We start from the raw sequence: 21528 nt of genomic DNA on the forward strand, positions 1-21528 counted from the left end.
TCCTTATAAATCGTAGGCCGCCATATCCGGGCCAACCGGCACAATGCCGTTTGGATTCAGCGCTTTAATTGAATAATAGCCCTGCTTGATGTGATCGATATTCACCGTCTGACGCACGCCAGAGACCGAAAGCATACTCTTTAGATAACGATCGAGCAGCGGATAGTCGCGCAGGCGGCGCAGGTTGCATTTAAACAGGCCGTGATAGGCGGCGTCAAAGCGCACCAGCGTGACGAACAGGCGGATATCCGCTTCGGTTAAGCGCTCGCCGAGCAGGAAAGTACGGCCATCCTGCAAGCGCAGCTCCAGCTCATCTAACTGGCTGAACACATCGTTGAACGCCTGCTGATAACTCACCTGTGTGGTAGCAAAACCGGCGCGATAGACGCCGTTATTCAGGCGCGGATAGATCGATTCGTTTAGCGCGTCGATCTCAGCGCGCAGATCCTCGGGATAAAGATCGATGCGATCGTCCGCCAGCGCGCCAAAGCCGCTGTTCAGCATGCGTAGGATATCGGCTGACTCATTATTGACGATGGTTTGCGTCTTTTTGTCCCACAGCACCGGCACGGTGGCGCGGCCGGTGAAATCGGCATCGGCACGGGTGTAGAGTTCGTGAAGGTATTCGGCTTTATTCAGCCAGTCGCGATCTGCGCCAGGATAATCACCGAAGCGCCAGCCTTGCGCGCCGAGCTGCGGCTCAACCACCGACACGCTGATGACCTTATCCAGCCCTTTCAGACTGCGCGCCAGCAGCGTGCGCGAGGCCCACGGACAAATCAGCGCCACATAGAGGTGATAACGATCCGGCTCGGCAGCGAATGCGCTGGAACCATCTGCACTAATCCAGTGACGAAAACTGGAGGTCTGGCGCACAAATCCGCCTTGTTGATCGGTGGCTTGCACCGGATGCCACTCTGCACTCCACTTACCGTTTACCAGCATCGTCTTCTCTCCTCAGTGTTGATGAAGTGAGCATACAGCGCTGCTGGTTGGGCGATAATCCGGGCAAAATGGCTTTCATTGCTTCCAAAATGGAAGGAATTAGCCGGGCGGATGGTGCTGGAAATGGGCGGCGAGGAAATCGATCAGCAGCCGGGTTTTCTGCGCCAGATGACGCGCCGGCGGATAGAGCGCGAACAGGCCCATGGGCGGCGTGGCGAATTCCTCTAATAGCGAGACGATTTCACCGCGCTGCAGGGCGGGTGCGGCAATAAAACCTGGTAGCCGCGCAATGCCCAATCCGGCGATCGCCGCCTGCAAACAGGCTTCGGTATTGGAGAAACAGAGACGACCGCGAATCGGCATGCTGACGCTGTCGCCGCACGGCGTCACGAACGGCCAATGCCAGGGATCGCGGAAGTTGGTATCGCTGATGCACTGATGAGCCGCCAAATCGCGCCAGTGCTGCGGCGTGCCGTGTTGCAGCAGATAACCGGAAGACGCGGCTACGCGAATCGGCACATCGCCGAGGCGGCGCGCGATTAGGCTGCTGTCATCAAGCTTGCCGATGCGAATCGCCATATCAAAGCCTTCATCGACGATGTTAACTGCACGATCGGAGAAGTTCACGTCGAGTTCGATCTGCGGATAATGACGCGCGAACTCCACCAGCACGCTGGCCAACACCGCAGTACCAAAGGTGCCGGGCGCGCTGATTTTCAGGCGGCCGCTCGGCGTAGTGGCGCTGTCGCGCACCGTGGCATCCAGCGTATCAAAGGCTTCCAGCAGGGTTTTTACCCGCTCGTAATAGGCGCGACCGATTTCGGTGGGCGAGAGCGCGCGCGTGCTGCGTTTAAACAGCTGCACCCCGAGTTCCTGCTCCAGCCGGGAGACCAGCTTCGACGCCTGGCCGCTGCTGGTGCCAAGGCGTTCGGCAGCGCCGGCGAAGCTGCCCACTTCCAGCACGGCGACAAACATGCGGTCACAATCGAGGCGATCCATGGCGTTTCCTGACGGCTAAAAAAGCTGAGTATACACATGCCTAAAGGGCGCGCGATAAATCGCGCCGCTACGGAACTATCCACAGGTCGGTTGCGGGCACAAAGCAAGGTATACACATTCAGTGCGCTGCACCTTTTCCCACGCGGGAAAACCTGTTGAACTAGGCGCCTGCTTTCATCAGGCCGGGAGCCGTGAATGTCTTTGCTACATCTGTCGTCGCTGGCGGAGATTGCCGCCGTCGAATGGGATGCGCTGTTACCTGACGATCAACCGTTTTTACGCCACGCATTTCTCTTGTCACTTGAAGAGAGCGGCAGCGTGCGGCCCGAAAACGGCTGGCAGACGGATCACCTGCTGTGGCGCGAAAACGGCACGCTGCGTGCGGCGCTGCCGGGCTATCGCAAACGCCATTCGCGCGGTGAATATGTGTTCGACCATGCGTGGGCGGATGCCTGTCAGCGCGCCGGTATTCCTTACTATCCGAAATGGCTGGGCGCGATTCCGTTCAGTCCGGTGACTGGCGCACGCCTGCTGGGCGATGAAGAAGCGGTGCTGAAACTGCTCAGCGTGCTGCCGGATAACCTCTATCAACACGGTCTGAGCGGCGCGCACATCAACTTCACCACGCCGTTCGCCAACCACATCATGCAGCAGCAGCCAGACTGGCTGGAGCGCCTCGGCTTGCAGTATCACTGGCATAACAAAGGCTACCGCGATTTTCAGGATTTCCTCGACACGCTGATGTCGCGCAAGCGCAAACAACTGCGTAAAGAGCGTGAGCAGGTGATGAGCAGCGGCTTTGAATTCAGCTGGTATCGCGGCGATGAGCTGCGCGAGGATCAGTGGGATTTTGTTTACACCTGTTATGCCAACACTTACGCGGTGCGCGGCCAGCGGCCCTATCTGACCCGCCACTTCTTTAGCCTGCTGGCGGAGCGCATGCCGCATTCGATTCGCGTGGTGATCGCGACGCTACAAGGGCAACCGGCAGCGATGGCATTCTGCTTAATGGACGGCAACACGCTGTACGGCCGCTATTGGGGCTGTCTGGCGGAGTTTGATCGGCTGCATTTTGAAACCTGCTTCTATCAGGGCATGGATTTCGCCATCGCGGAAGGTGTGCAGCGTTTTGATGCGGGCGCGCAGGGCGAGCATAAGCTGGTGCGCGGCTTTGAGCCGCACATCACCCATTCGTGGCACTATTTGTGTCATCCCGGTTTGCGTGATGCGGTGGCGGATTTTCTGCTGCAGGAACGGGAAGGCGTGCGCGGCTGGGCAATTGAAGCGCGCGACGCCTTACCGTATCGGCGTGGTGATTAATCCGCGCCGACAAAACCGCCGGTCTGATGCTGCCACAGGCGCGCGTAAAGTCCGCCGTGCGCCAGCAGTTCGCGGTGGTTGCCCATCTCGACAATCTCACCCTGCTCCAGCACCACCAGACGATCCATTTTGGCGATAGTGGAAAGACGGTGCGCGATAGCAATCACCGTTTTGCCCTGCATCAGCGTTTCCAGGCTCTCCTGAATCGCCGCTTCCACCTCGGAATCCAGCGCCGAAGTGGCTTCGTCCATGATCAGAATCGGCGCGTCCTTCAGCAGCACGCGCGCGATGGCGATACGCTGACGTTGACCGCCCGACAGCTTCACGCCGCGCTCGCCCACGTGCGCATCCAGACCAGTGCGGCCTTGTGGATCGGAGAGCAGCGGAATGAACTCGTCGGCGCGCGCGCGGATAATCGCCGCCTGCAGCTCCTCTTCCGTCGCATCCGGACGCCCATACAGCAGGTTTTCGCGAATTGAGCGATGCAGCAGCGACGTGTCCTGCGTGATCATACCGATTTGCCCGCGCAGGCTCTCTTGCGTCACTTCGGCGATGTTCTGATCGTCAATCACAATGCGGCCGCTGTTGATGTCATACAGCCGCAGCAGCAGATTCACCAGGGTGGATTTACCGGCGCCGGACGGCCCAATCAAACCGATCTTCTCGCCCGGCTTGATGTTGAGGTTGAGGCGATTGATCACCTGACGACTGCCGCCATAATCAAAGCGCACATCCTCAAAACGAATCTGGCCGCGCGTCACCTGCATGTTTTTCGCATTCGGTTCATCCTGCACGCTCAGCGGCTGCGCGATGGTATTCAGGCCGTCCTGCACCATGCCGATGTTTTCGAAGATGCCGTTCACCACCCACATGATCCAGCCGGACATGTTCACCAGACGAATCACCAAACCGGTCGCCAGCGCAATCGCGCCAACGCTGATCAGCGACTGGCTCCACAACCACAGCGCCAGGCCGGAGGTGCTGACAATCAGCAAGCCATTCAGCGTCGAGAGCGTGATATCCATGGTGGTGACCATGCGGCTGGCGTGCTGGGTTTTGTCGGTTTGCTCCTGAATCGCCTCACGCGCGTAACGCTTCTCCAGATCGTTATGCGAAAACAGTTTGATGGTGGCGATGTTGGTGTAGCCGTCGACAATGGTGCCCATCAATTTCGAGCGCGCTTCCGATGACACCACCGAACGCTGTTTAACGCGCGGCACAAAGAAGCCCAGCGACACGCTGTAAGCCACAATCCAGATCATCAACGGAATCATCAAGCGCCAGTCGGCTTCGGCGAACAGCACCAGCGAGGTCACCGCGTAAATCACCACGTGCCAGATGGCGTCCACCAGCTGTACCGCCGAATCACGCAGCGAGTTACCGGTCTGCATGATGCGCTGGGCAATGCGCCCGGCAAAATCGTTCTGGAAGAAATTCAGGCTTTGACGCAGCACGTAGTTGTGATGCTGCCAGCGGATCATGCTGGTCATGCTCGGGTTAATACTTTGATGTACCAGCATATCGTGCGCAGCAATCACCACCGGCCGCAGAATCAGCGCGACAAAACCCATCCACAGTAATATTTGCCAGTTATCGCTGAACAGCGAAGCGGGCGTCGAGTGATTAACCAGGTCAATGATGCGGCTGAGATAGCTGAACAGCGCCACTTCGATCAGTGCTTGTGCCAGCCCGACAATCAGCAGCGCGACAAAGCTCGGCCACACCTGACGCAGATAGTAGAAGTAGAACGGCCAGACGCTGGCGGGTGGGGAATCGGTTGGCGCATCCTGGAAAATATTGATAAAACGTTCAAAACGGCGATACAACATAGAATCACTCTTCCCGAAATGGTGAGAGTTAACAGCTTAGTGCATGTGAAAAGGGATTACCGACATGGATTTACACATTCGCGGTCGTGAGCCGGGCGATGCAGCCGCCTACCAACGCCTTTACAGCCATCCTGACGTTTATCGCTGGACCACGCAGTTGCCGTGTCCGAGCATAGCGACCTGGCAGAAAAAATTCGAAAAGATGGATGAGCTGGGATACATCGGCTTTGTTGCGGAGATTGAGGGTGCGATGGTCGGTGAGCTCACGCTGTTTGTCGAACAGCGTCCGCGTACGCGTCACAGCATCAGTTTTGGTATCAGCGTCGATCCGGCGTTTGGCGGGCGCGGCATTGGTGAAAAGCTGATCCGCAACGCGATGGATTACGCCTTTAACTGGCTCGGCATTATGCGCATTGAGCTGGAAGTGTTCCACGATAACCAACGCGCGCTGCGCCTGTATCAAAAGCTGGGCTTCGAGCGCGAAGGCGTGAAGCGCAAAGCCTGCCTGCGCGACGGCGAATATCACGATATCGTGCAGATGGCTAAACTAAAAAACTGATGGGTTTTGCGCAATAAATTGCGCCGCTACGGAATTGTGCACGCATTCGTAGCGGTGCGATTCATTGCTCGCGTTTGACCTTTTACTGACTCTTCTCAACGTACTTCTGCATATTCTCTTTGGTCACCAGCTCGAACGGGATCCACACGTGTGAATCCACTTTCTCGCCTTTGATCAGCTTCTGCGCCACATCCACCGACGTTTTGCCCTGGCCGACCGCATCCTGGAAAACCGTGACCTGAATTTTGTCCTGCGACAGCGCTTTCAGGCCGTCTGGCGTAGCATCGATACCGCCAATCAGCACCTTTTTATTGCTTTTGGCCAGCGCCATGGCCGCGCCAATCGCCATCTCATCGTTATTAGCCGCAACGATATCAATCGCTTCATCGTTGCCCAGCCAGCTATTCATCAAATCCATGCCTTCATTGCGCGCGTAATTAGCGGGCTGTTTCTGTACCACTTTCATGCCGGGATATTTCGCCACCACTTGCTCAACGTCTTTGGTGCGTTGCAGCGCACCGGCGTCGGTCAGGTTACCGATCATGATCGCCACATTGCCTTTGTAGTTAGCCATTTTCGCCAGCGCTTCCATCTGCAAGGTGCCGGATTCACGCTCGTCGGAGCCGACAAACACCACGCCGGCCGGCAGCGATTTATCGCCCGGCGTGCGGTTGACGTACACCAGCGGAATTTTTGCCTGTTGCGCCAGCCTGGTGAGCTGCGGCGTGCTGGCAGAATCGACCGGATCGACGATGATGGCATCCACGCCCGCACCGATAAAACTCTGCACCTGATCGGTCTGACGTCCGACATCGCCGCGTGCATCTTCAAACTGAATATCAAGCACACGCGCTTTGGCTTCTTTATCAATCGACTGACGAATAATGGTGAGGAAGTTTTGATCGAAGTAGGCCATCGACACGCCAATTTTTTCCGCCAGCGCCGATAGTGACGTCGAGAGCAGGCCGAGCAACACAATCGCCTTGAGGATTTTCATCGCAGACTCCAGAGTAAGCTTGTTATTAGAATGGATGTTTCATCGATATTAAAAATGGCTCAATGAAATCATTTTTAGCCTACGAGCCCGCCACCCGGCTGACAATCAGCAAGGTTGGATTTTGCAGCTAAGCGCACACTTTGCTCTCGGGTGCGTCTTTCCTTCGCGCGCTCATAGTTGCACTGCGAATTATTTTCTTAGAGTTAGCGCACATTGCGGTGCAACAGCCTGATGATTTTTGAGGTTCTGTGCAGCACAGCACCTCACTTTGTGCCAGCGGCTAAATCTGGCGCTATTTTGCGCCGTCGATTCCGCCATTCGCACAATGACCGTGGGTGAAACTGCTTCCTATAGTTGCTCAACAGGGAAATAAAGCGGTATTCCGGCACGTTCATTTGAGGAATTCAGCCCATGCAAAAATCCAAAAATCGGCCACAAAACAGTCACGTACGCATCGGGATCCTTTGCCTGATCCTGTTTCTTTCCGTGGTGGCGTATGCCGACCGCTCGATCCTGTCGATCTCAGGATCGGCGATCAAAGATGAGTTTGGACTTTCAGCGATCCAGCTTGGCTTGATCCTCTCGGCATTTAGCTGGGCCTATGTGATCGGCCAGATCCCCGGCGGCCTGTTTCTCGATCGCTTCGGCACCAAAAAAGTGTATGGCGTGACGCTGGCGCTGTGGTCGATCTCCACGTTGCTGATGGGCTTTGTCGGCGAGTTCTCCAGCGGCATGACCATGGCGCTTACGCTGATGTTTGCGCTGCGTTTCGCGCTGGGCCTGATTGAAGCACCGAGTTTTCCCGCCAATGCGCGCGCAGTGATCATGTGGTTCCCCAGCGCTGAACGCGGCCGCGCCTCTTCACTCTTCGCCTCGGCGCAATATTTTGCCGTCGCCATCTTTTCGCCGCTTTCCGGCTGGCTGGTGTCGCGTTTCGGCTGGGAATGGCCGTTCTTTGTGCTGGGCGGCATTGGCGTGCTGGCGGTGTTTGTCTGGATGGGCTTTATGCGCAGCCCGCGCCATCATCCGCAGGTCTCGGAAAATGAATTGCGCTACATTGAGCAGGGCGGCGCGCTGGTTGATATTGATTCGGCACAAACGCTAAAAGCGCGTCCGCCGTTGAGCAAAGCGATGTTCAGGAAGCTGCTCAGCAACCGTATGCTGTGGTGCGCCTATATCGGTCAATACTGCATCATCGCGTTGAGCTACTTCTTCATTACCTGGTTCCCGATCTATCTGGTGCAGGCGCGCGGCATGAATATTCTTGATGCCGGTTTTGCCACCATCGCACCAGCGGTATTTGGTTTCCTCGGCGGCATCAGCGGTGGCTATATCTCCGACAAACTGCTGGCAAGCGGCTGGAGTTTATCCTGGGCGCGTAAAACGCCGTATATTGTCGGCATGCTGATGGCGGCATCGCTGGTTCTGGCGGCGGTGATCCCCAGCAACGTCGGCATTATCGCCATGATGTCGTTCGCCTTCTTTGGTAAAGGCGTGGCGGCGGGCGCCGGAACCTGGACGATTGTCAGCGATACCGCACCAAAAGAAGCGGTTGGCCTGGCGGGCGCGATTTTTAACGGCATCGGCAATATGGCGGGTTTTATCACGCCGCTGCTGTTCGGCATCATCGTCGGCTTAACCGGCAGCTACAGCATCGGGCTGGTGTTTGTCGGCGCGCACTGCGTGGTCGCCGCACTGCTGTTCCTGCTGGTGATGGGACCGATTGAACGCGTTGGTGCGGAGCAGAATTCCGTAGCCCCTTATGAAAAGCCGGAGAAAGCGCGCGGTATTAAAGCGGTTTAATCGTTCAGCGAGATACCTTACTTGATGGCCGCACATACCGTAGCGGCGCGATTTATCGCGCAATAAATTGCGCCGCTACGGAAGGTGCGGTGATTTGATACGGTGCTTAACTGATCGGCATTACGCCATAAATGGCGATCCAACGTCGTAAAATTCGCATTTATACGCACCCCTCGCGCAAACCTCACCGATCGCACAAATCCACTCTGAAGATTTTTTGCTCAGCTGCCGATACCTCCTTACCACCCACTGATATTAAGGAGCGATATCGTGATAAAGCTGATTAATGTTGACGAACTGCGGCAGGGAATGTTTATCCACAAACTGGAGGTTTGGTGGGTCAAAGATAAGCGCATTCGCAACCAAATGCTGATCACTGATAAACGCCAGATCGCGATGATCCGCAATGAGGGGATCCTGCAGTTATGGATCGATCTCGACAAATCGGTACAGGCACCCGTCACGCCTGCGCCGAAAAAAGAGATTCCTCAAACCCCGTTTTTCCAGGAGATGGATCAGGCGCAAAGCATCTTCAATCAGGGGAAACCGCAGGTGCTGGCGATGTTTAACGAGGCGCGCATGGGACAAGGCCTCGACCTCGATTACACCCTTGATCTGGTTGATCAAATTGCCGGTTCGATCACCCGCGAACCCACGGCGCTGCTGAGCGTGGCGCGCCTGAAGAATCACGACGATTACACCTATCTGCACTCAATGGCGGTGTGCGGTTTGATGATCTCGCTCGGCAAAAAAATGGGCCTCGATGAGCATCAGCTGCGGCGCGTTGGTATGGGCGGTTTGCTGCATGATGTGGGTAAAGCCGCGGTGCCGCTGGAGATTCTCAACAAACCCGGCAAGCTCAGCGATGAAGAGTTCACCGTGATGCGTCAGCATCCGATTGTGGGCGCGCAGATGCTAATGGAAGCCAATGCCGGTGAAGATCTGCTGGATATCGCGCTGCATCACCATGAAAAGTATGACGGCAACGGTTATCCGCACGGACTGAAAGGCGACGAAATCTCACTGTATGCGCGCATGGCATCGGTATGCGACGTCTATGATGCCGTCACCTCGAATCGTCCTTATCGCCAAGGCTGGACGCCTGCCGAAGCGATGCACAACATGTTGAGCTGGCGTGGACACTTCGACAACACGCTGCTGCACGCCTTCGTACGCACCATCGGCATTTATCCGGTGGGATCGCTGGTGCGACTGGCTTCCGGGCGCGTGGCGCTGGTGGTACAGGCTGGCGAAAAATCGCTGCTCAAGCCCAAAGTACATGTGTTCTGGTCGCTGCACGCGCAGCGCGAAGTGAAACCGGAAGCGCTCGATCTCGGCGACAGCTTCTGCACCGACAGCATCACTGGCGCGGAAGACAGCGGCTTATGGCAGAACATCGATCTGAACCGCATCTGGGCGTTAGAAAGCGCTTAATTCTTCACCATTTTTATACTTTATTTACGCCCGCTTCCCGCCTTTTTACCTCTTCTTTATGCCGCGCCGCGCATGCTTGCAGCATTACCAAAATCCTCTGGAGGTTGCTGTGAGCGTGGGCGTGATAGCCGGCATCGTGCTGGTGTTTGTTCTTCTGGGCTACCTGATTTATGCCCTGCTTAATGCGGAGGCATTCTGATGGCGGCGAATGCATTCATGCTAATTGCGGTGTTTCTGCTGGTACTGATGGTGTTGGCACAACCGCTGGGACGTTATCTCGCCCTGTTTGTGGCTGACAAGCCGCTGCTGCCGCGCACCGAAGGCGCGCTGTGGCGACTGGCCGGTGCCGACGGCGATGCCATGCGCTGGCCGCACTATCTGTTGGCGATTCTGCTGTTTAACGCGCTGGGTTTTGCCTTGCTGCTGCTGATGTTGATGACGCAGGCTGCGCTGCCGCTGAACCCGCAGCATCTGCCTAATCTCAGCTGGGATCTGGCGCTCAATACCGCCATCAGCTTCGTTACCAACACCAACTGGCAATCCTACGCCGGGGAAAGCACGCTGAGCTATTTCAGTCAGATGGCGGGCCTCACGGTGCAGAACTTCCTGTCGGCGGCGACCGGTATCGCCGTGGCGTTTGCGCTGATTCGTGGTTTTGCCAACCGTTCGCTGGATACGCTCGGCAACGCATGGCGTGACCTGACGCGCATTACCCTTTACGTGCTGCTGCCGATCAGCCTGGTTATCGCGTTGTTCTTCGTCAGCCAGGGCAGTATTCAAACCTTCGAACCTTACCATGCGCTCACCACGCTGGAAGGCGCGCAGCAGACGCTGCCGCTCGGGCCGGTGGCATCGCAGGAAGCGATCAAAATGCTCGGCACCAACGGCGGCGGTTTCTTCAACGTTAACTCTGCGCACCCGTTCGAAAACCCGACGGCGCTGACCAACTTCGTGCAGATGCTGAGCATCTTCCTGATCCCGGCGGCGCTCTGTTTCACCTTTGGTCAGCATCTGGGCGATCGTCGTCAGGGCCACATGCTGCTGTGGGCGATGACCATCATGTTTGTGCTGGCGGTGATCACCGTGATGTGGGCCGAACTGCGTGGTAATCCGCACTTCCTCGCGCTCGGCGCAGACAGCGCCATCAACATGGAAGGCAAGGAGACGCGCTTCGGCATTCTCAACTCCAGCTTGTTTGCGGTGATCACCACGGCGGCGTCGTGCGGTGCGGTTAACGCCATGCATGACCCCTTCACCGCGCTCGGCGGCATGGTGCCGATGTGGTTGATGCAGCTGGGTGAAGTGGTGTTCGGCGGCGTCGGTGCTGGCCTGTACGGCATGCTGCTGTTCGTGCTGCTCGGCGTGTTTATCGCCGGGTTGATGATCGGTCGCACCCCAGAATACATGGGCAAAAAAATCGACGTGTGGGAGATGAAGATGACCGCGCTGGCGATCCTGGTGACGCCAACGCTGGTGCTGCTCGGCACCGCGCTGGCGATGATGACCGACGCCGGTCGCGCCGGTATGGCCAATCCTGGTATTCATGGCTTCAGCGAAGTGCTGTACGCGGTTTCCTCTGCATCCAATAACAACGGCAGCGCCTTCGCCGGACTGAGCGCTAACACGCCGTTCTGGAACCTGCTGCTGGGCTTCTGCATGTTGGTGGGCCGCTTCGGCATCATCATTCCGGTGCTGGCGATTGCCGGTTCGCTGGCGGCGAAGAAAATTCAGCCAGTCGGCAACGGCACGCTGCCAACGCACGGCCCGCTGTTTATCGCGCTGCTGATTGGCACCGTCTTGCTGGTGGGCGCATTGACGTTCATCCCCGCGCTGGCATTGGGCCCGGTCGCGGAACATCTGCAATTAATTCAGGGATAACGGAATCATGAGTCGTCAACAACTGGCGCTGTTTGATGCGGCGCTAACCCGCGTTGCCATGCTGGATGCGCTGAAAAAACTCGATCCACGCGTGCAGTTCCGCAACCCGGTGATGTTTTTGGTGTGGATCGGCAGCGTGCTGACCTCGGTATTGGCGGTGGGCATGGCCAGCGGCGCGCTCAGCGGTAACGCGGGCTTTACCGCCGGCGTCGCCATCTGGCTGTGGTTCACCGTGCTTTTCGCCAACTTCGCCGAAGCGCTGGCGGAAGGGCGCAGCAAGGCGCAGGCCAACAGCCTGAAAGGCATCAGTAAAACCAGCGATGCGAAAAAACTGGCCGAAGCGCGCTACGGCGCAGCCTGGCACAACGTGGCGGCCGATACGCTGCGCAAAGGCGATGTGGTGCTGGTGGAAGCCGGTGACATCATTCCGTGCGACGGCGAGGTGCTGGAGGGCGGCGCATCGGTGGATGAGAGCGCCATCACCGGTGAATCCGCGCCGGTGATCCGTGAATCGGGCGGGGATTTCTCCTCGGTGACCGGCGGTACGCGCATTCTTTCCGACTGGCTGGTGATTCAGTGCAGCGTCAATCCGGGCGAAACCTTCCTTGACCGCATGATTGCGATGGTGGAAGGCGCGAAACGCCGTAAAACGCCGAACGAAGTGGCGCTGACCATTCTGCTGGTGTCGCTTACGATTGTGTTCCTGCTGGCGACCGCCACGCTGTGGCCGTTCTCAGCGTATGGCGGCACGCCGGTCAGCATCACGGTGCTGGTGGCGCTGCTGGTGTGTTTGATCCCCACCACCATCGGCGGCCTGCTGTCGGCCATCGGTGTGGCGGGCATGAGCCGCATGCTGGGCGCGAACGTTATCGCCACCAGCGGCCGTGCTGTGGAAGCGGCGGGCGACGTAGATGTGCTGATGCTGGATAAAACCGGCACCATCACGCTTGGCAACCGTCAGGCGACGCAGTTTCTGCCCGCGCCGGGTGTCAGCGAACAGCAGCTGGCCGATGCGGCGCAGCTGGCATCGCTGGCCGATGAAACGCCGGAAGGGCGCAGCATCGTGGTGTTGGCGAAGCAGAAATTTAACCTGCGTGAGCGTGACTTGAGCAGCATGGGGGCGAGCTTCATTCCCTTCTCGGCGCAAACGCGCATGAGCGGCGTAAACGTGCAGGATCGTCTGATCCGCAAAGGCGCGGTCGATGCGGTTCGTCGCCACATTGAAGCCAATCATGGCCGCTTCCCGTTAGAAGTGAATGCCGCCGTCGAAGAAGTGGCGCGCGCTGGCGGCACGCCGCTGGTGGTGGCCGAAGGCGCGCAGGTGCTGGGCGTGGTGGCGCTGAAAGATATCGTCAAAGGCGGCATCAAAGAGCGCTTTGCCGAGCTGCGCAAGATGGGCATCAAGACGGTGATGATCACCGGCGATAATCCGTTAACTGCGGCGGCGATTGCGGCGGAAGCCGGCGTCGATGACTTCCTGTCTGAAGCGACGCCGGAAGCCAAGCTGGCGCTGATTCGTCAGTATCAGGCCGAAGGGCGCTTAGTGGCGATGACCGGCGACGGCACCAACGACGCACCGGCGCTGGCGCAGGCCGACGTGGCGGTGGCGATGAACTCGGGAACCCAGGCGGCGAAAGAGGCCGGCAACATGGTCGATCTCGACTCGAATCCGACCAAGCTGCTGGAAGTGGTGCACATCGGTAAACAGATGCTGATGACGCGCGGTTCGCTTACCACCTTCAGTATCGCCAACGACGTGGCGAAGTATTTCGCCATTATTCCGGCCGCGTTTGCCGCCACCTATCCGCAGCTCAACATGCTCAACGTGATGGGGCTGCATTCGCCGAACTCGGCGATTCTGTCGGCGGTAATTTTTAACGCGCTGGTGATTGTGTTCCTGATCCCGCTGGCGCTGAAAGGCGTGAGTTATCGTCCGCTGAGCGCGGCGGCGCTGCTGCGTCGCAACCTGTGGATTTACGGTGCGGGCGGATTAGTGGTGCCGTTTATAGGTATTAAAGCCATCGACCTGCTGCTAACGCTGCTTGGTCTGGCTTAAGGAGAAGAGAAATGAGTCAGTTACGTCCGGCTATTGTATTGTTACTGGTGCTTACGCTGCTCACCGGCGCGGTCTATCCGCTGCTGACCACCGGTCTGGCGCAGTGGTGGTTCCCATCGCAGGCCAACGGTTCGCTGATTGAGCAGGATGGCGCGGTACGCGGTTCCGAGCAGATTGGTCAAATGTTTAATCAGCCGGGCCACTTTTGGGGTCGACCTTCCGCTACCGGCGATGCGCCTTATAATGCGTTGGCCTCCAGCGGCAGCAATCTGGCAGGCAGCAATCCGGCGCTGGATAAAGCGGTAGCGGAACGCGTCGCCGTGCTGCGTGCGGCGAATCCGCAAGCGCCCAAAGCGGTGCCGGTGGAGTTGGTCACCGCATCGGCGAGCGGATTAGATCCGGATATTTCGCCAGAAGCCGCGTTGTGGCAGGCACCGCGCATCGCCGCCGCGCGCAAGATGGCGCTGAAAGATGTCGAGGCGCTGATTGTGCGCCACACCGAGCGCCCGCTGCTGCCGTTTGTTGGCGAAGAGACGGTAAACGTGCTGCGTCTAAATCTGGCGCTGGATGATTTACAAGGATAAACACCTCGCGCAATGCATTGCGCCGCTACGGTATATGCACGCAATCGTAGCGACGCGATTTATCACGCTGTTTTTACGATGGACGATCGATGAACGACGAAATTGCCCGCCCCGATCCCGATGCGCTGCTGCTGAACCACAGCGACAGCCATCGCGGTAAGCTGAAAATCTACTTTGGCGCCTGTGCGGGCGTGGGCAAAACGTTCGCCATGCTGCAGGAGGCGCAGCGCCTGCGGGCGCAAGGTCTCGACGTGTTAGCCGGCGTGGTAGAAACCCACGATCGTGCAGAGACCGCCGCGCTGCTCAACGGGCTGGCGCTGTTGCCACGGCGTACCACCGGCCGTTCGCGCCATGCCGAATTCGATCTCGATGCCGCGCTGGCGCGCCATCCGGCGGTGATCCTGATGGATGAACTGGCGCACACCAACGTGCAGGGTTCGCGTCATCCCAAGCGCTGGCAGGACATTGAAGAGCTGCTCGAAGCGGGCATTGACGTCATCACCACCGTTAACGTCCAGCATCTGGAAAGCCTGAATGATGTGGTCGGCGGCGTCACCGGCATTCAGGTGCGTGAAACCGTGCCCGATCCCTTCTTTGATAGCGCCGACGAAGTGGTGCTGGTGGATCTGCCGCCGGACGATCTGCGTCAGCGGCTGAAAGAGGGCAAAGTCTACGTCGGCGACCGCGCCGAACGCGCCATCGAAAACTTCTTCCGTAAAGGCAATCTGTTCGCGCTGCGTGAGCTGGCGTTGCGTCGTACCGCCGATCGCGTGGATGACCAGATGCGTGCCTGGCGCGATCGGCAAGGCCGCGACAAAGTGTGGCACACGCGTGACGCCATTCTGCTGTGCATCGGCGACGATACCGGCAGCGAAAAACTGGTGCGCACCGCCGCGCGTTTAGCGGCACGGCTCGGCAGCGAATGGCACGCGGTGTATGTGGAAACGCCGCGCCTCAATCGGCTGCCGGAAGCGCGCCGTCGCGCCATTTTACGCACGCTGCAACTGGCGCAGGAACTTGGCGCTGAAACCGCCACGCTCTCCGATCCCGATGAAGCGCGCGCGGTGCTGCGTTACGCGCGCGAGCACAACCTCGGCAAAATCGTGACCGGCCGTCAGCCACAACGGCGTTGGCGGCGCGACAGCTTTGCCCAGCGCCTCGGCGAACTCGGCCCGGATCTCGATTTGCTGGTGGTGGCGCTGGATGAACCGGTGCGCGATGCGCCGCATCCGCTCAGCGGCCAGCGCGCCAGCAACGAAAAATGGCGGCTCTATCTGCGCGGCTGTGTGATGGCGCTACTGCTGTGTATTTTGGTCACCGGCGTCGGCCGCTGGTTGCTGGTGGCGTTTGATCCCGCCAACAGCGTGATGATTTATCTGCTGGCGGTGGTGCTGGTGGCGCTGCGCTATGGCCGCTGGCCGTCGGTGTTCGCCACGGTGATCAATATCATCGCTTTCGACCTGTTCTTTGTCGCGCCCACCGGCACCGTTGCGGTGTCGGATTTGCAGTATCTGGTGACCTTTGCGGTGATGCTGGCGGTGGGCGTGATTGTCGGGAATCTGACAGCGGGCGTGCGCTATCAGGCCAAAGTGGCGCGCTACCGTGAACAGCGCGCGCGGCATCTGTATGAGATGGCGAAAGCACTCGGCAGCGATTTGACGCCGCAGGATATCGCCACCACCAGCCAGCGCATCATCGATGTCACCCTGCAGGCGCGCAGTTTACTGCTGCTGCCGGATGAGCAGGGCGAGCTGCAAACCGTGGGCGATACGGCGATCGGTACGCCGCCGGATCTGGCCATCGCCAAATGGAGTTACAGCAAAGGCCAACCGGCGGGCGCGGGCACCGATACCTTGCCGGCGGTGCCGTACCAGATTCTGCCGCTGAAAAGTGGTAATCACTGTCTCGGCTTGCTGGTGGTGGAACCGGAAAACCTGCGTCAGCTGATGATCCCCGAGCAGCAGCGTTTACTGGAAACCTTCACTGTGTTGATTGCTAACGCGCTGGAACGCATGGCGCTGTCGCACAGTGAAGCGGCGTCGCGGCTGGCCGCCGAGCGCGAGCAGCTACGCAATGCGCTGCTGTCAGCGCTGTCGCACGATCTGCGTACGCCGCTAACGGTGCTGTTTGGTCAGGCGGAGATGCTGATGCTCGATCTCGCCAGCGAAGAGTCGAAGTATGTCGACCAGGCCAATCAGATTCGTGAACAGACGCTGAGTACCATTCGGCTGGTGAGTAACATGCTGGATATGGCGCGCATACAATCCGGCGGACTCAATCTGCGCGAAGAGTGGGTGGCGCTGGATGAGGTGATTGGCGGCGCGCTGAGCAGCATGGGCCCGTCGCTGAAGGGCCATGAATTTATCCTCGAATTACCCGAGATGGTGCTGATCAAAGGCGACAGCGCCATGCTGGAGCGCGTGTTTACCAATCTGATCGAAAACAGCCTGAAATACGCAGGCAACGCGGCGCAGCACGGTATTCGGGCGTGGCGCGATCGCGATCGGTTGGAGATTGCGGTGTGGGACAGCGGTCCCGGCATCGCGCCGGAGAACCTCACGCGTATTTTTGACAAGTTTGCGCGCGGTGATAAAGAGTCGGCGGTGCCGGGCGTCGGCTTGGGTTTGGCGATCGGTAAAACCATTATCGAATCCCATCGCGGGCGCATCTGGGCGGAGAATCGGCCGGAAGGCGGCGCGGTGTTCCGTTTGTCATTGCCGCTGCCCGCCGCGCCTGAAATTTCTGAAGAAGGGCTGAAATAACTTCACATAAGTTCGGTTATACTCGCCCACTTGTCTGTTGATTAATGGGAACTTATGGAACGTTTTATCGAAAACCTGATGTATTCATCGCGCTGGCTGCTGGCTCCGGTTTACATGGGACTTTCGTTGGGCCTGCTGGCGCTGACCATCAAATTCTTCCAGGAAATTTTTCACCTGTTGCCGCATGTCTTCAGCATTGCGGAGAACGATTTGATTCTGCTGCTGCTGTCGCTGGTGGATATGACGCTGGTCGGCGGTTTGCTGGTGATGGTGATGCTCTCGGGTTACGAGAACTTTGTCTCCAAGCTGGATATTGATGAGCACAGAGAGAAGCTGAGCTGGCTCGGTAAAATGGACTCCGGCTCGTTGAAAAACAAAGTTGCGGCCTCGATTGTGGCGATTTCGTCGATTCACCTGCTGCGTATCTTTATGGACGCGCGCAACATCGAAAACGAAAAGCTGATGTGGTACGTGATTATCCACCTGACGTTTGTGCTGTCGGCCTTTGTGATGGGCTGGCTGGACAATATGTCGAAGGGGGATAAGAAAGCGGTGAAGATGTAGTTTGTGCGCGCTGTCCCTCACCCCAGCCCTCTCCCGCAAGCGGGCGAGGGGGCTGAGGGTGCTACCATCGACACAAGCGGGCGAGGAGGCTGACCGCGCTACCATCGGTTCCCTCTCCCGTTGGGAGAGGGTTAGGGTGAGGGAAAACCGCTACCGCGTCGCTGGCTGCGTCCCGGCTAACTTCGGCATCACGTCCCGAATCATGGCGAAAAACTTCTGTAACCGCGCCGGATAGTAGCTGGCCCACGGATAAGTCAGCCACACCGGCAGCGGCGGCGCTTGCCACTCCGGCAACAGCTGAATCAAATCCCCTTTCGCTAAATCCTCCTGCACCACCCACGATGACACCACCGCCGCGCCCATCCCGGCAACGGCGGCTTTGCGCACCGCGTATAAACTGTCGCTGGCGAGGCGCGGGGCAATCGCCAGGTTCACAGGCTGACCATCGTTAATACGCTGCAGGGCGATTTCGTTGCGATAAAAACTGGTCAGCGCCAGCCAGGGCAGGTTGGTGAGCTGCGAGACGTCCTCAATCGGCGGGTGCGCGGCCAGCAGCGACGGTGCCGCCACCACAAAGCGCGGCACTTCCGCCAGCAGCACCGCCACGATGGACGCATCGCTGGGCGCACCGACCTGAATGGCGCAGTCGATGTTTTCGCTGATGAAGTCTGGCGTGCGGTCATTCAGCGTCCACTCCACGTTTAAGCGTGGATAGCGATGCAGATAATCAATCAGCGGTTCAATCAGCTGATCCTGACCAAACGCATGCGGTGCCCGCACGCGCAGGGTGCCAATCGGGTCGTCGCTGGCACCGGTGAGGTCATCCTCCAGCGCGTGCCAGGTCGCGACCAGCTGACGCGCCTGCGCATAACAGCGCTCGCCATCGTCGGTGAGTTTCAGCGCATGCGTGGTGCGCATAATCAGTTTGAGACCAAGCCGCTGCTCAAGCGCCTGCAGCCGTCGGCTGATAGTGGGCTGCGTGGTGCCGAGCTGGGCGGCGGCGGCGGAGAGCGAGCCGCTCTCGACGATGCGGATAAAGGTCTGCATCAGTTCGATACGATCAAGGCTGGATGGGTTGTTCATACGCACCGCGCATAACAGTTCTGTGTTTGAGCAGTCTACCGCGTATGGCGGCAACGCGCTTTAATAAGCGCACTTTCACGGGGGAATCCACTATGTCAGCTATATCAACGTCAGCCATGCCAGCTGAAAAACTGCCCGCGCCGCTGGTCTTCACGCTCGCGGCCGGTGCCGGACTCAGCGTTGCATCGATTTACTACAGCCAGCCGATGCTGGATATCATCAGCAAACAGTTCAACGTTGGGATTGGCAGCGTCGGCATGGTGCCAATGCTGACGCAAGCCGGTTACGCGCTGGGGATTCTGCTGCTGGCTCCACTTGGCGACCGCCACGATCGTCGCACCATTATTCTGATTAAAGGTTTGCTGCTGGTTGCCGCGCTGCTGCTGTGTGGCTTCTCGGGCGGATTGAACGCCTTGCTGATCGCCAGCTTCGTCACCGGTTTAACCGCCACCGTGGCGCAGGACATCGTGCCCGCTTCAGCGGCGTTAGCGCCGGAGCGCAGCCGCGGCAAAATCGTCGGCACGGTAATGACGGGATTGCTGGTGGGAATTTTGCTGTCACGCGTGGTAAGCGGCGTGGTGGCGGAGTATTTCGGCTGGCGCACCATGTACATGATTGCGGCGGCGGCGGTGTTGCTGATTAGCGTGGCGCTGTGGCGCGTGCTGCCGCGCTTTACGCCGGGCACTTCGGTGAGCTATCCGCGTTTGCTGCTGTCGCTGGCGCATCTGTGGCAGCACCATCAAACGCTGCGCCGCGCCGCGCTGGCACAAGGTTTGTTGTCGGTGGGCTTTAGCGCCTTCTGGTCAACGCTGGCGTTAATGCTGAGTCAAAACTTCCATCTCGACAGTGCGGTCGCTGGCGCATTCGGCCTCGCTGGAGCCGCGGGCGCTTTAGCCGCGCCGTTAGCGGGCAGCGTGGCGGATCGCATCGGTCCGGCGCGTGTTACGCAGTACGGTGCCACGCTGGTAATGGTGTCGTTCGCGCTGATGTTCCTGCTGCCGCTGCTGCCGATGCCGGCTCAGCTTGGTCTGATTATCATCAGCACCATCGGTTTTGATTTGGGGGTGCAGGCCACGCTGGTGGCGCATCAGACGCTGGTTTATAGCCTGGCGCCAGAAGCACGCAGCCGCCTTAACGCCTTGATGTTTACCGTTGTTTTCATCGGCATGGCGACCGGCGCGGCGCTGGGTAGCCTGGCGCTGGCACATTGGGGCTGGACCGGCGTAGTCGCACTCGCAACATTGGCCGCTGCGCTTGCCCTGATGATTCGCCTCGCAAGCCGTCATCTGAAAAACTGATCGCCCAACATGTGCCAGGCTTAAAGGAGAATGTTATTTAAAAACGGAGCGTTATGAATTTCCTGGCCTGGACCGCCGCCACCGGCGGTCTTTTACTTCTTATGTCACTGGCTTCCGGTTGGATACACCGCGGGCCAGTGACCTCATTTGGTCTCTACCTGTTCGCGGGCATTCTATGTGGCCCGTGGATGCTCAATCTACTGCAAGTCGACATCATCGGTCACGCCAACCTCGCCGCGCATCTTACTGAAATCGCGATGGCAGCCTCGCTGTTTATCACCGGGCTGAAACTGCGCTTACCGCTCAACGCGCATGCGTGGCGGCTTGGGGTCAGGCTGGCGTTTCCCGCGATGCTGCTCACCGTCGGCGGCATGACGGTGCTGGTGCACTGGATCACCGGCTTTGACTGGGCGATGTCGCTGGCGTTTGGTGCCATTGTCGCGCCGACCGATCCGGTGCTCGCCAGCCTGATTTCAGTGAACGATGCGCGGGATGACGATGCCCTGCGCGTGGCGCTCTCCAGCGAAGCGGGCATGAACGACGGCTCGGCGCTACCGCTGCTGATGCTGGCGATTTTGCTGTTGCAGCCGGGCGAACTCAGCACCGCTGCGCTCGGTGAATGGTTCGCCAAAGATGCGCTGTGGGCGATTGGCGGCGGGCTGGGAATCGGCTTTGCGCTGGGCTGGCTGATCGGCCAGCTGGCGACGCATTTACGGACCGCCAATCAGGATCTGGCACCCAACGATCTGTTCGCGCTGGCGCTGATTGCGCTCAGCTATGCCGCCGCGCAGTCGGTGGATGCGTCGGGCTTCCTCGCCACCTTTGCGGCTGGCGTCGGTTTACGTCGTGCGGAATTGCGCGTGGTGAAGCACTATCCGCAAGATGAGATGTCTGAAGAGGAGCGTTTCTTACCGGCTGAAGCGCGCGTGAATACCGGTCAGCGGATGGCGCAGGGCAGCAGCGGCATGGTGAAATCGGTGGGTTTGGTGATCGGCGATGCGCTCTCCTTTGGTGATACTATCGAGCGTTTGCTGGCGGCGGGCATGATGGTGGTGCTCGGTATTACGCTGGCGCAGCACTGGAATCTCACCGGCATTGGCCTGGCGCTGCTGCTGTTTGTGGTGGTGCGCCCGCTGGCGGTGTGGATCACCACATGGCGCTGCGATATTCCGCTGATGCGACGCTTGCTAATTGGCTGGTTGGGTATTCGCGGCATCGGCAGTATCAATTATATTGCCTATGCATGGGTGCACGGCATGCGTGGGCCGCAGGCGGAGCAGATGGTGGACATGGCGCTGACGTTAGTGGTGTGCAGCATTGTGTTGCACGGCATCACGGTCACGCCATTGTTAAACTGGCGTGCTGCCCGTCAGGCCGCCCGCGCCGAACAGAACGAAAAATGATTTATTGGAAATTA

17 protein-coding genes are annotated in these 21528 nt (G+C 58.8%); 12 read left to right on the forward strand and 5 right to left on the reverse strand.

Annotated features, from left to right (window positions below):
- Nucleotides 1-3: 3 nt before the first annotated feature.
- Entirely contained in the window at nt 4-945 is a 942-nt protein-coding gene (locus MWH02_RS17920) for a glutathione S-transferase family protein (RefSeq protein WP_192415473.1), read from the reverse strand.
- A 99-nt stretch (nt 946-1044) separates the two neighbouring features.
- Entirely contained in the window at nt 1045-1944 is a 900-nt protein-coding gene (locus MWH02_RS17925; protein WP_110867690.1) for a LysR family transcriptional regulator, read from the reverse strand.
- A gap of 195 nt (nt 1945-2139) precedes the next feature.
- On the opposite strand from MWH02_RS17925, the gene MWH02_RS17930 reads away from it, so the two are divergent.
- On the forward strand, nt 2140-3264 hold the full coding sequence (locus MWH02_RS17930) for a GNAT family N-acetyltransferase (RefSeq protein ID WP_271461161.1): 1125 nt from the start codon (nt 2140-2142) through the stop codon (nt 3262-3264).
- Here the strand turns inward: MWH02_RS17930 and MWH02_RS17935 are convergent.
- Nucleotides 3261-5093, reverse strand: coding sequence for an ABC transporter ATP-binding protein (locus MWH02_RS17935; RefSeq protein WP_217549848.1), 1833 nt, complete (start codon nt 5091-5093; stop codon nt 3261-3263). The two genes, MWH02_RS17930 and MWH02_RS17935, sit on opposite strands and share 4 nt — an antisense overlap.
- Before the next feature lie 64 nt (nt 5094-5157).
- On the opposite strand from MWH02_RS17935, the gene MWH02_RS17940 reads away from it, so the two are divergent.
- Nucleotides 5158-5652, forward strand: coding sequence for a GNAT family N-acetyltransferase (locus MWH02_RS17940; protein WP_271461162.1), 495 nt, complete (start codon nt 5158-5160; stop codon nt 5650-5652).
- An 82-nt stretch (nt 5653-5734) separates the two neighbouring features.
- On the opposite strand, the gene MWH02_RS17945 is transcribed toward MWH02_RS17940, so the two are convergent.
- Nucleotides 5735-6649 carry a sugar ABC transporter substrate-binding protein gene (locus MWH02_RS17945; RefSeq protein WP_271461163.1) on the reverse strand — a complete coding sequence of 305 codons (915 nt, stop codon included), beginning with the start codon at nt 6647-6649 and terminating at the stop codon, nt 5735-5737.
- 411 nt (nt 6650-7060) lie between these two features.
- On the opposite strand from MWH02_RS17945, the gene MWH02_RS17950 reads away from it, so the two are divergent.
- From MWH02_RS17950 to MWH02_RS17985, 8 genes are all read left to right on the forward strand, one after another.
- Nucleotides 7061-8452 carry an MFS transporter gene (locus tag MWH02_RS17950; protein WP_271461164.1) on the forward strand — a complete coding sequence of 464 codons (1392 nt, stop codon included), beginning with the start codon at nt 7061-7063 and terminating at the stop codon, nt 8450-8452.
- 270 nt (nt 8453-8722) lie between these two features.
- Nucleotides 8723-9886, forward strand: a complete 1164-nt coding sequence (locus MWH02_RS17955) for an HD-GYP domain-containing protein (RefSeq protein WP_192236933.1) — start codon at nt 8723-8725, stop codon at nt 9884-9886.
- Between the two features lie 109 nt (nt 9887-9995).
- On the forward strand, nt 9996-10085 hold the full coding sequence (gene kdpF, locus MWH02_RS17960) for a K(+)-transporting ATPase subunit F (protein WP_081113208.1): 90 nt from the start codon (nt 9996-9998) through the stop codon (nt 10083-10085).
- Nucleotides 10085-11764, forward strand: a complete 1680-nt coding sequence (kdpA, locus tag MWH02_RS17965) for a potassium-transporting ATPase subunit KdpA (protein ID WP_271461165.1) — start codon at nt 10085-10087, stop codon at nt 11762-11764. Before kdpF ends, kdpA begins: the two co-directional genes overlap by 1 nt.
- Nucleotides 11765-11771: 7 nt before the next feature.
- Nucleotides 11772-13820 (forward strand): potassium-transporting ATPase subunit KdpB, encoded by a 2049-nt coding sequence (gene kdpB / locus MWH02_RS17970; RefSeq protein WP_137386708.1) that lies wholly within the window; start codon nt 11772-11774, stop codon nt 13818-13820.
- Nucleotides 13821-13831: 11 nt separating this feature from the next.
- Nucleotides 13832-14404, forward strand: a complete 573-nt coding sequence (kdpC, locus tag MWH02_RS17975; protein WP_271461166.1) for a potassium-transporting ATPase subunit KdpC — start codon at nt 13832-13834, stop codon at nt 14402-14404.
- Between the two features lie 89 nt (nt 14405-14493).
- Nucleotides 14494-17166, forward strand: coding sequence for a two-component system sensor histidine kinase KdpD (gene kdpD / locus MWH02_RS17980; protein WP_271461167.1), 2673 nt, complete (start codon nt 14494-14496; stop codon nt 17164-17166).
- 54 nt (nt 17167-17220) lie between these two features.
- On the forward strand, nt 17221-17730 hold the full coding sequence (locus tag MWH02_RS17985) for a TIGR00645 family protein (RefSeq protein ID WP_110867675.1): 510 nt from the start codon (nt 17221-17223) through the stop codon (nt 17728-17730).
- A gap of 150 nt (nt 17731-17880) precedes the next feature.
- On the opposite strand, the gene MWH02_RS17990 is transcribed toward MWH02_RS17985, so the two are convergent.
- A complete protein-coding gene (locus tag MWH02_RS17990; RefSeq protein WP_137386705.1) occupies nt 17881-18813 on the reverse strand; it encodes a LysR family transcriptional regulator in 933 nt (310 codons plus the stop codon).
- A gap of 92 nt (nt 18814-18905) precedes the next feature.
- Here MWH02_RS17990 and MWH02_RS17995 point away from each other — a divergent pair, with 92 nt between their 5' ends.
- Together MWH02_RS17995 and MWH02_RS18000 are read left to right on the forward strand one after the other, a co-directional pair.
- Nucleotides 18906-20111: an MFS transporter gene (locus tag MWH02_RS17995; RefSeq protein ID WP_101762738.1), complete on the forward strand. Its 1206-nt coding sequence runs from the start codon at nt 18906-18908 to the stop codon at nt 20109-20111.
- 53 nt (nt 20112-20164) lie between these two features.
- Entirely contained in the window at nt 20165-21514 is a 1350-nt protein-coding gene (locus MWH02_RS18000; protein ID WP_192236938.1) for a cation:proton antiporter, read from the forward strand.
- Nucleotides 21515-21528 lie beyond the last annotated feature (14 nt).

The sequence above is a fragment of the Pantoea leporis genome (genome assembly GCF_028048155.1).
Classification (GTDB): Bacteria; Pseudomonadota; Gammaproteobacteria; order Enterobacterales; family Enterobacteriaceae; genus Pantoea; species Pantoea leporis.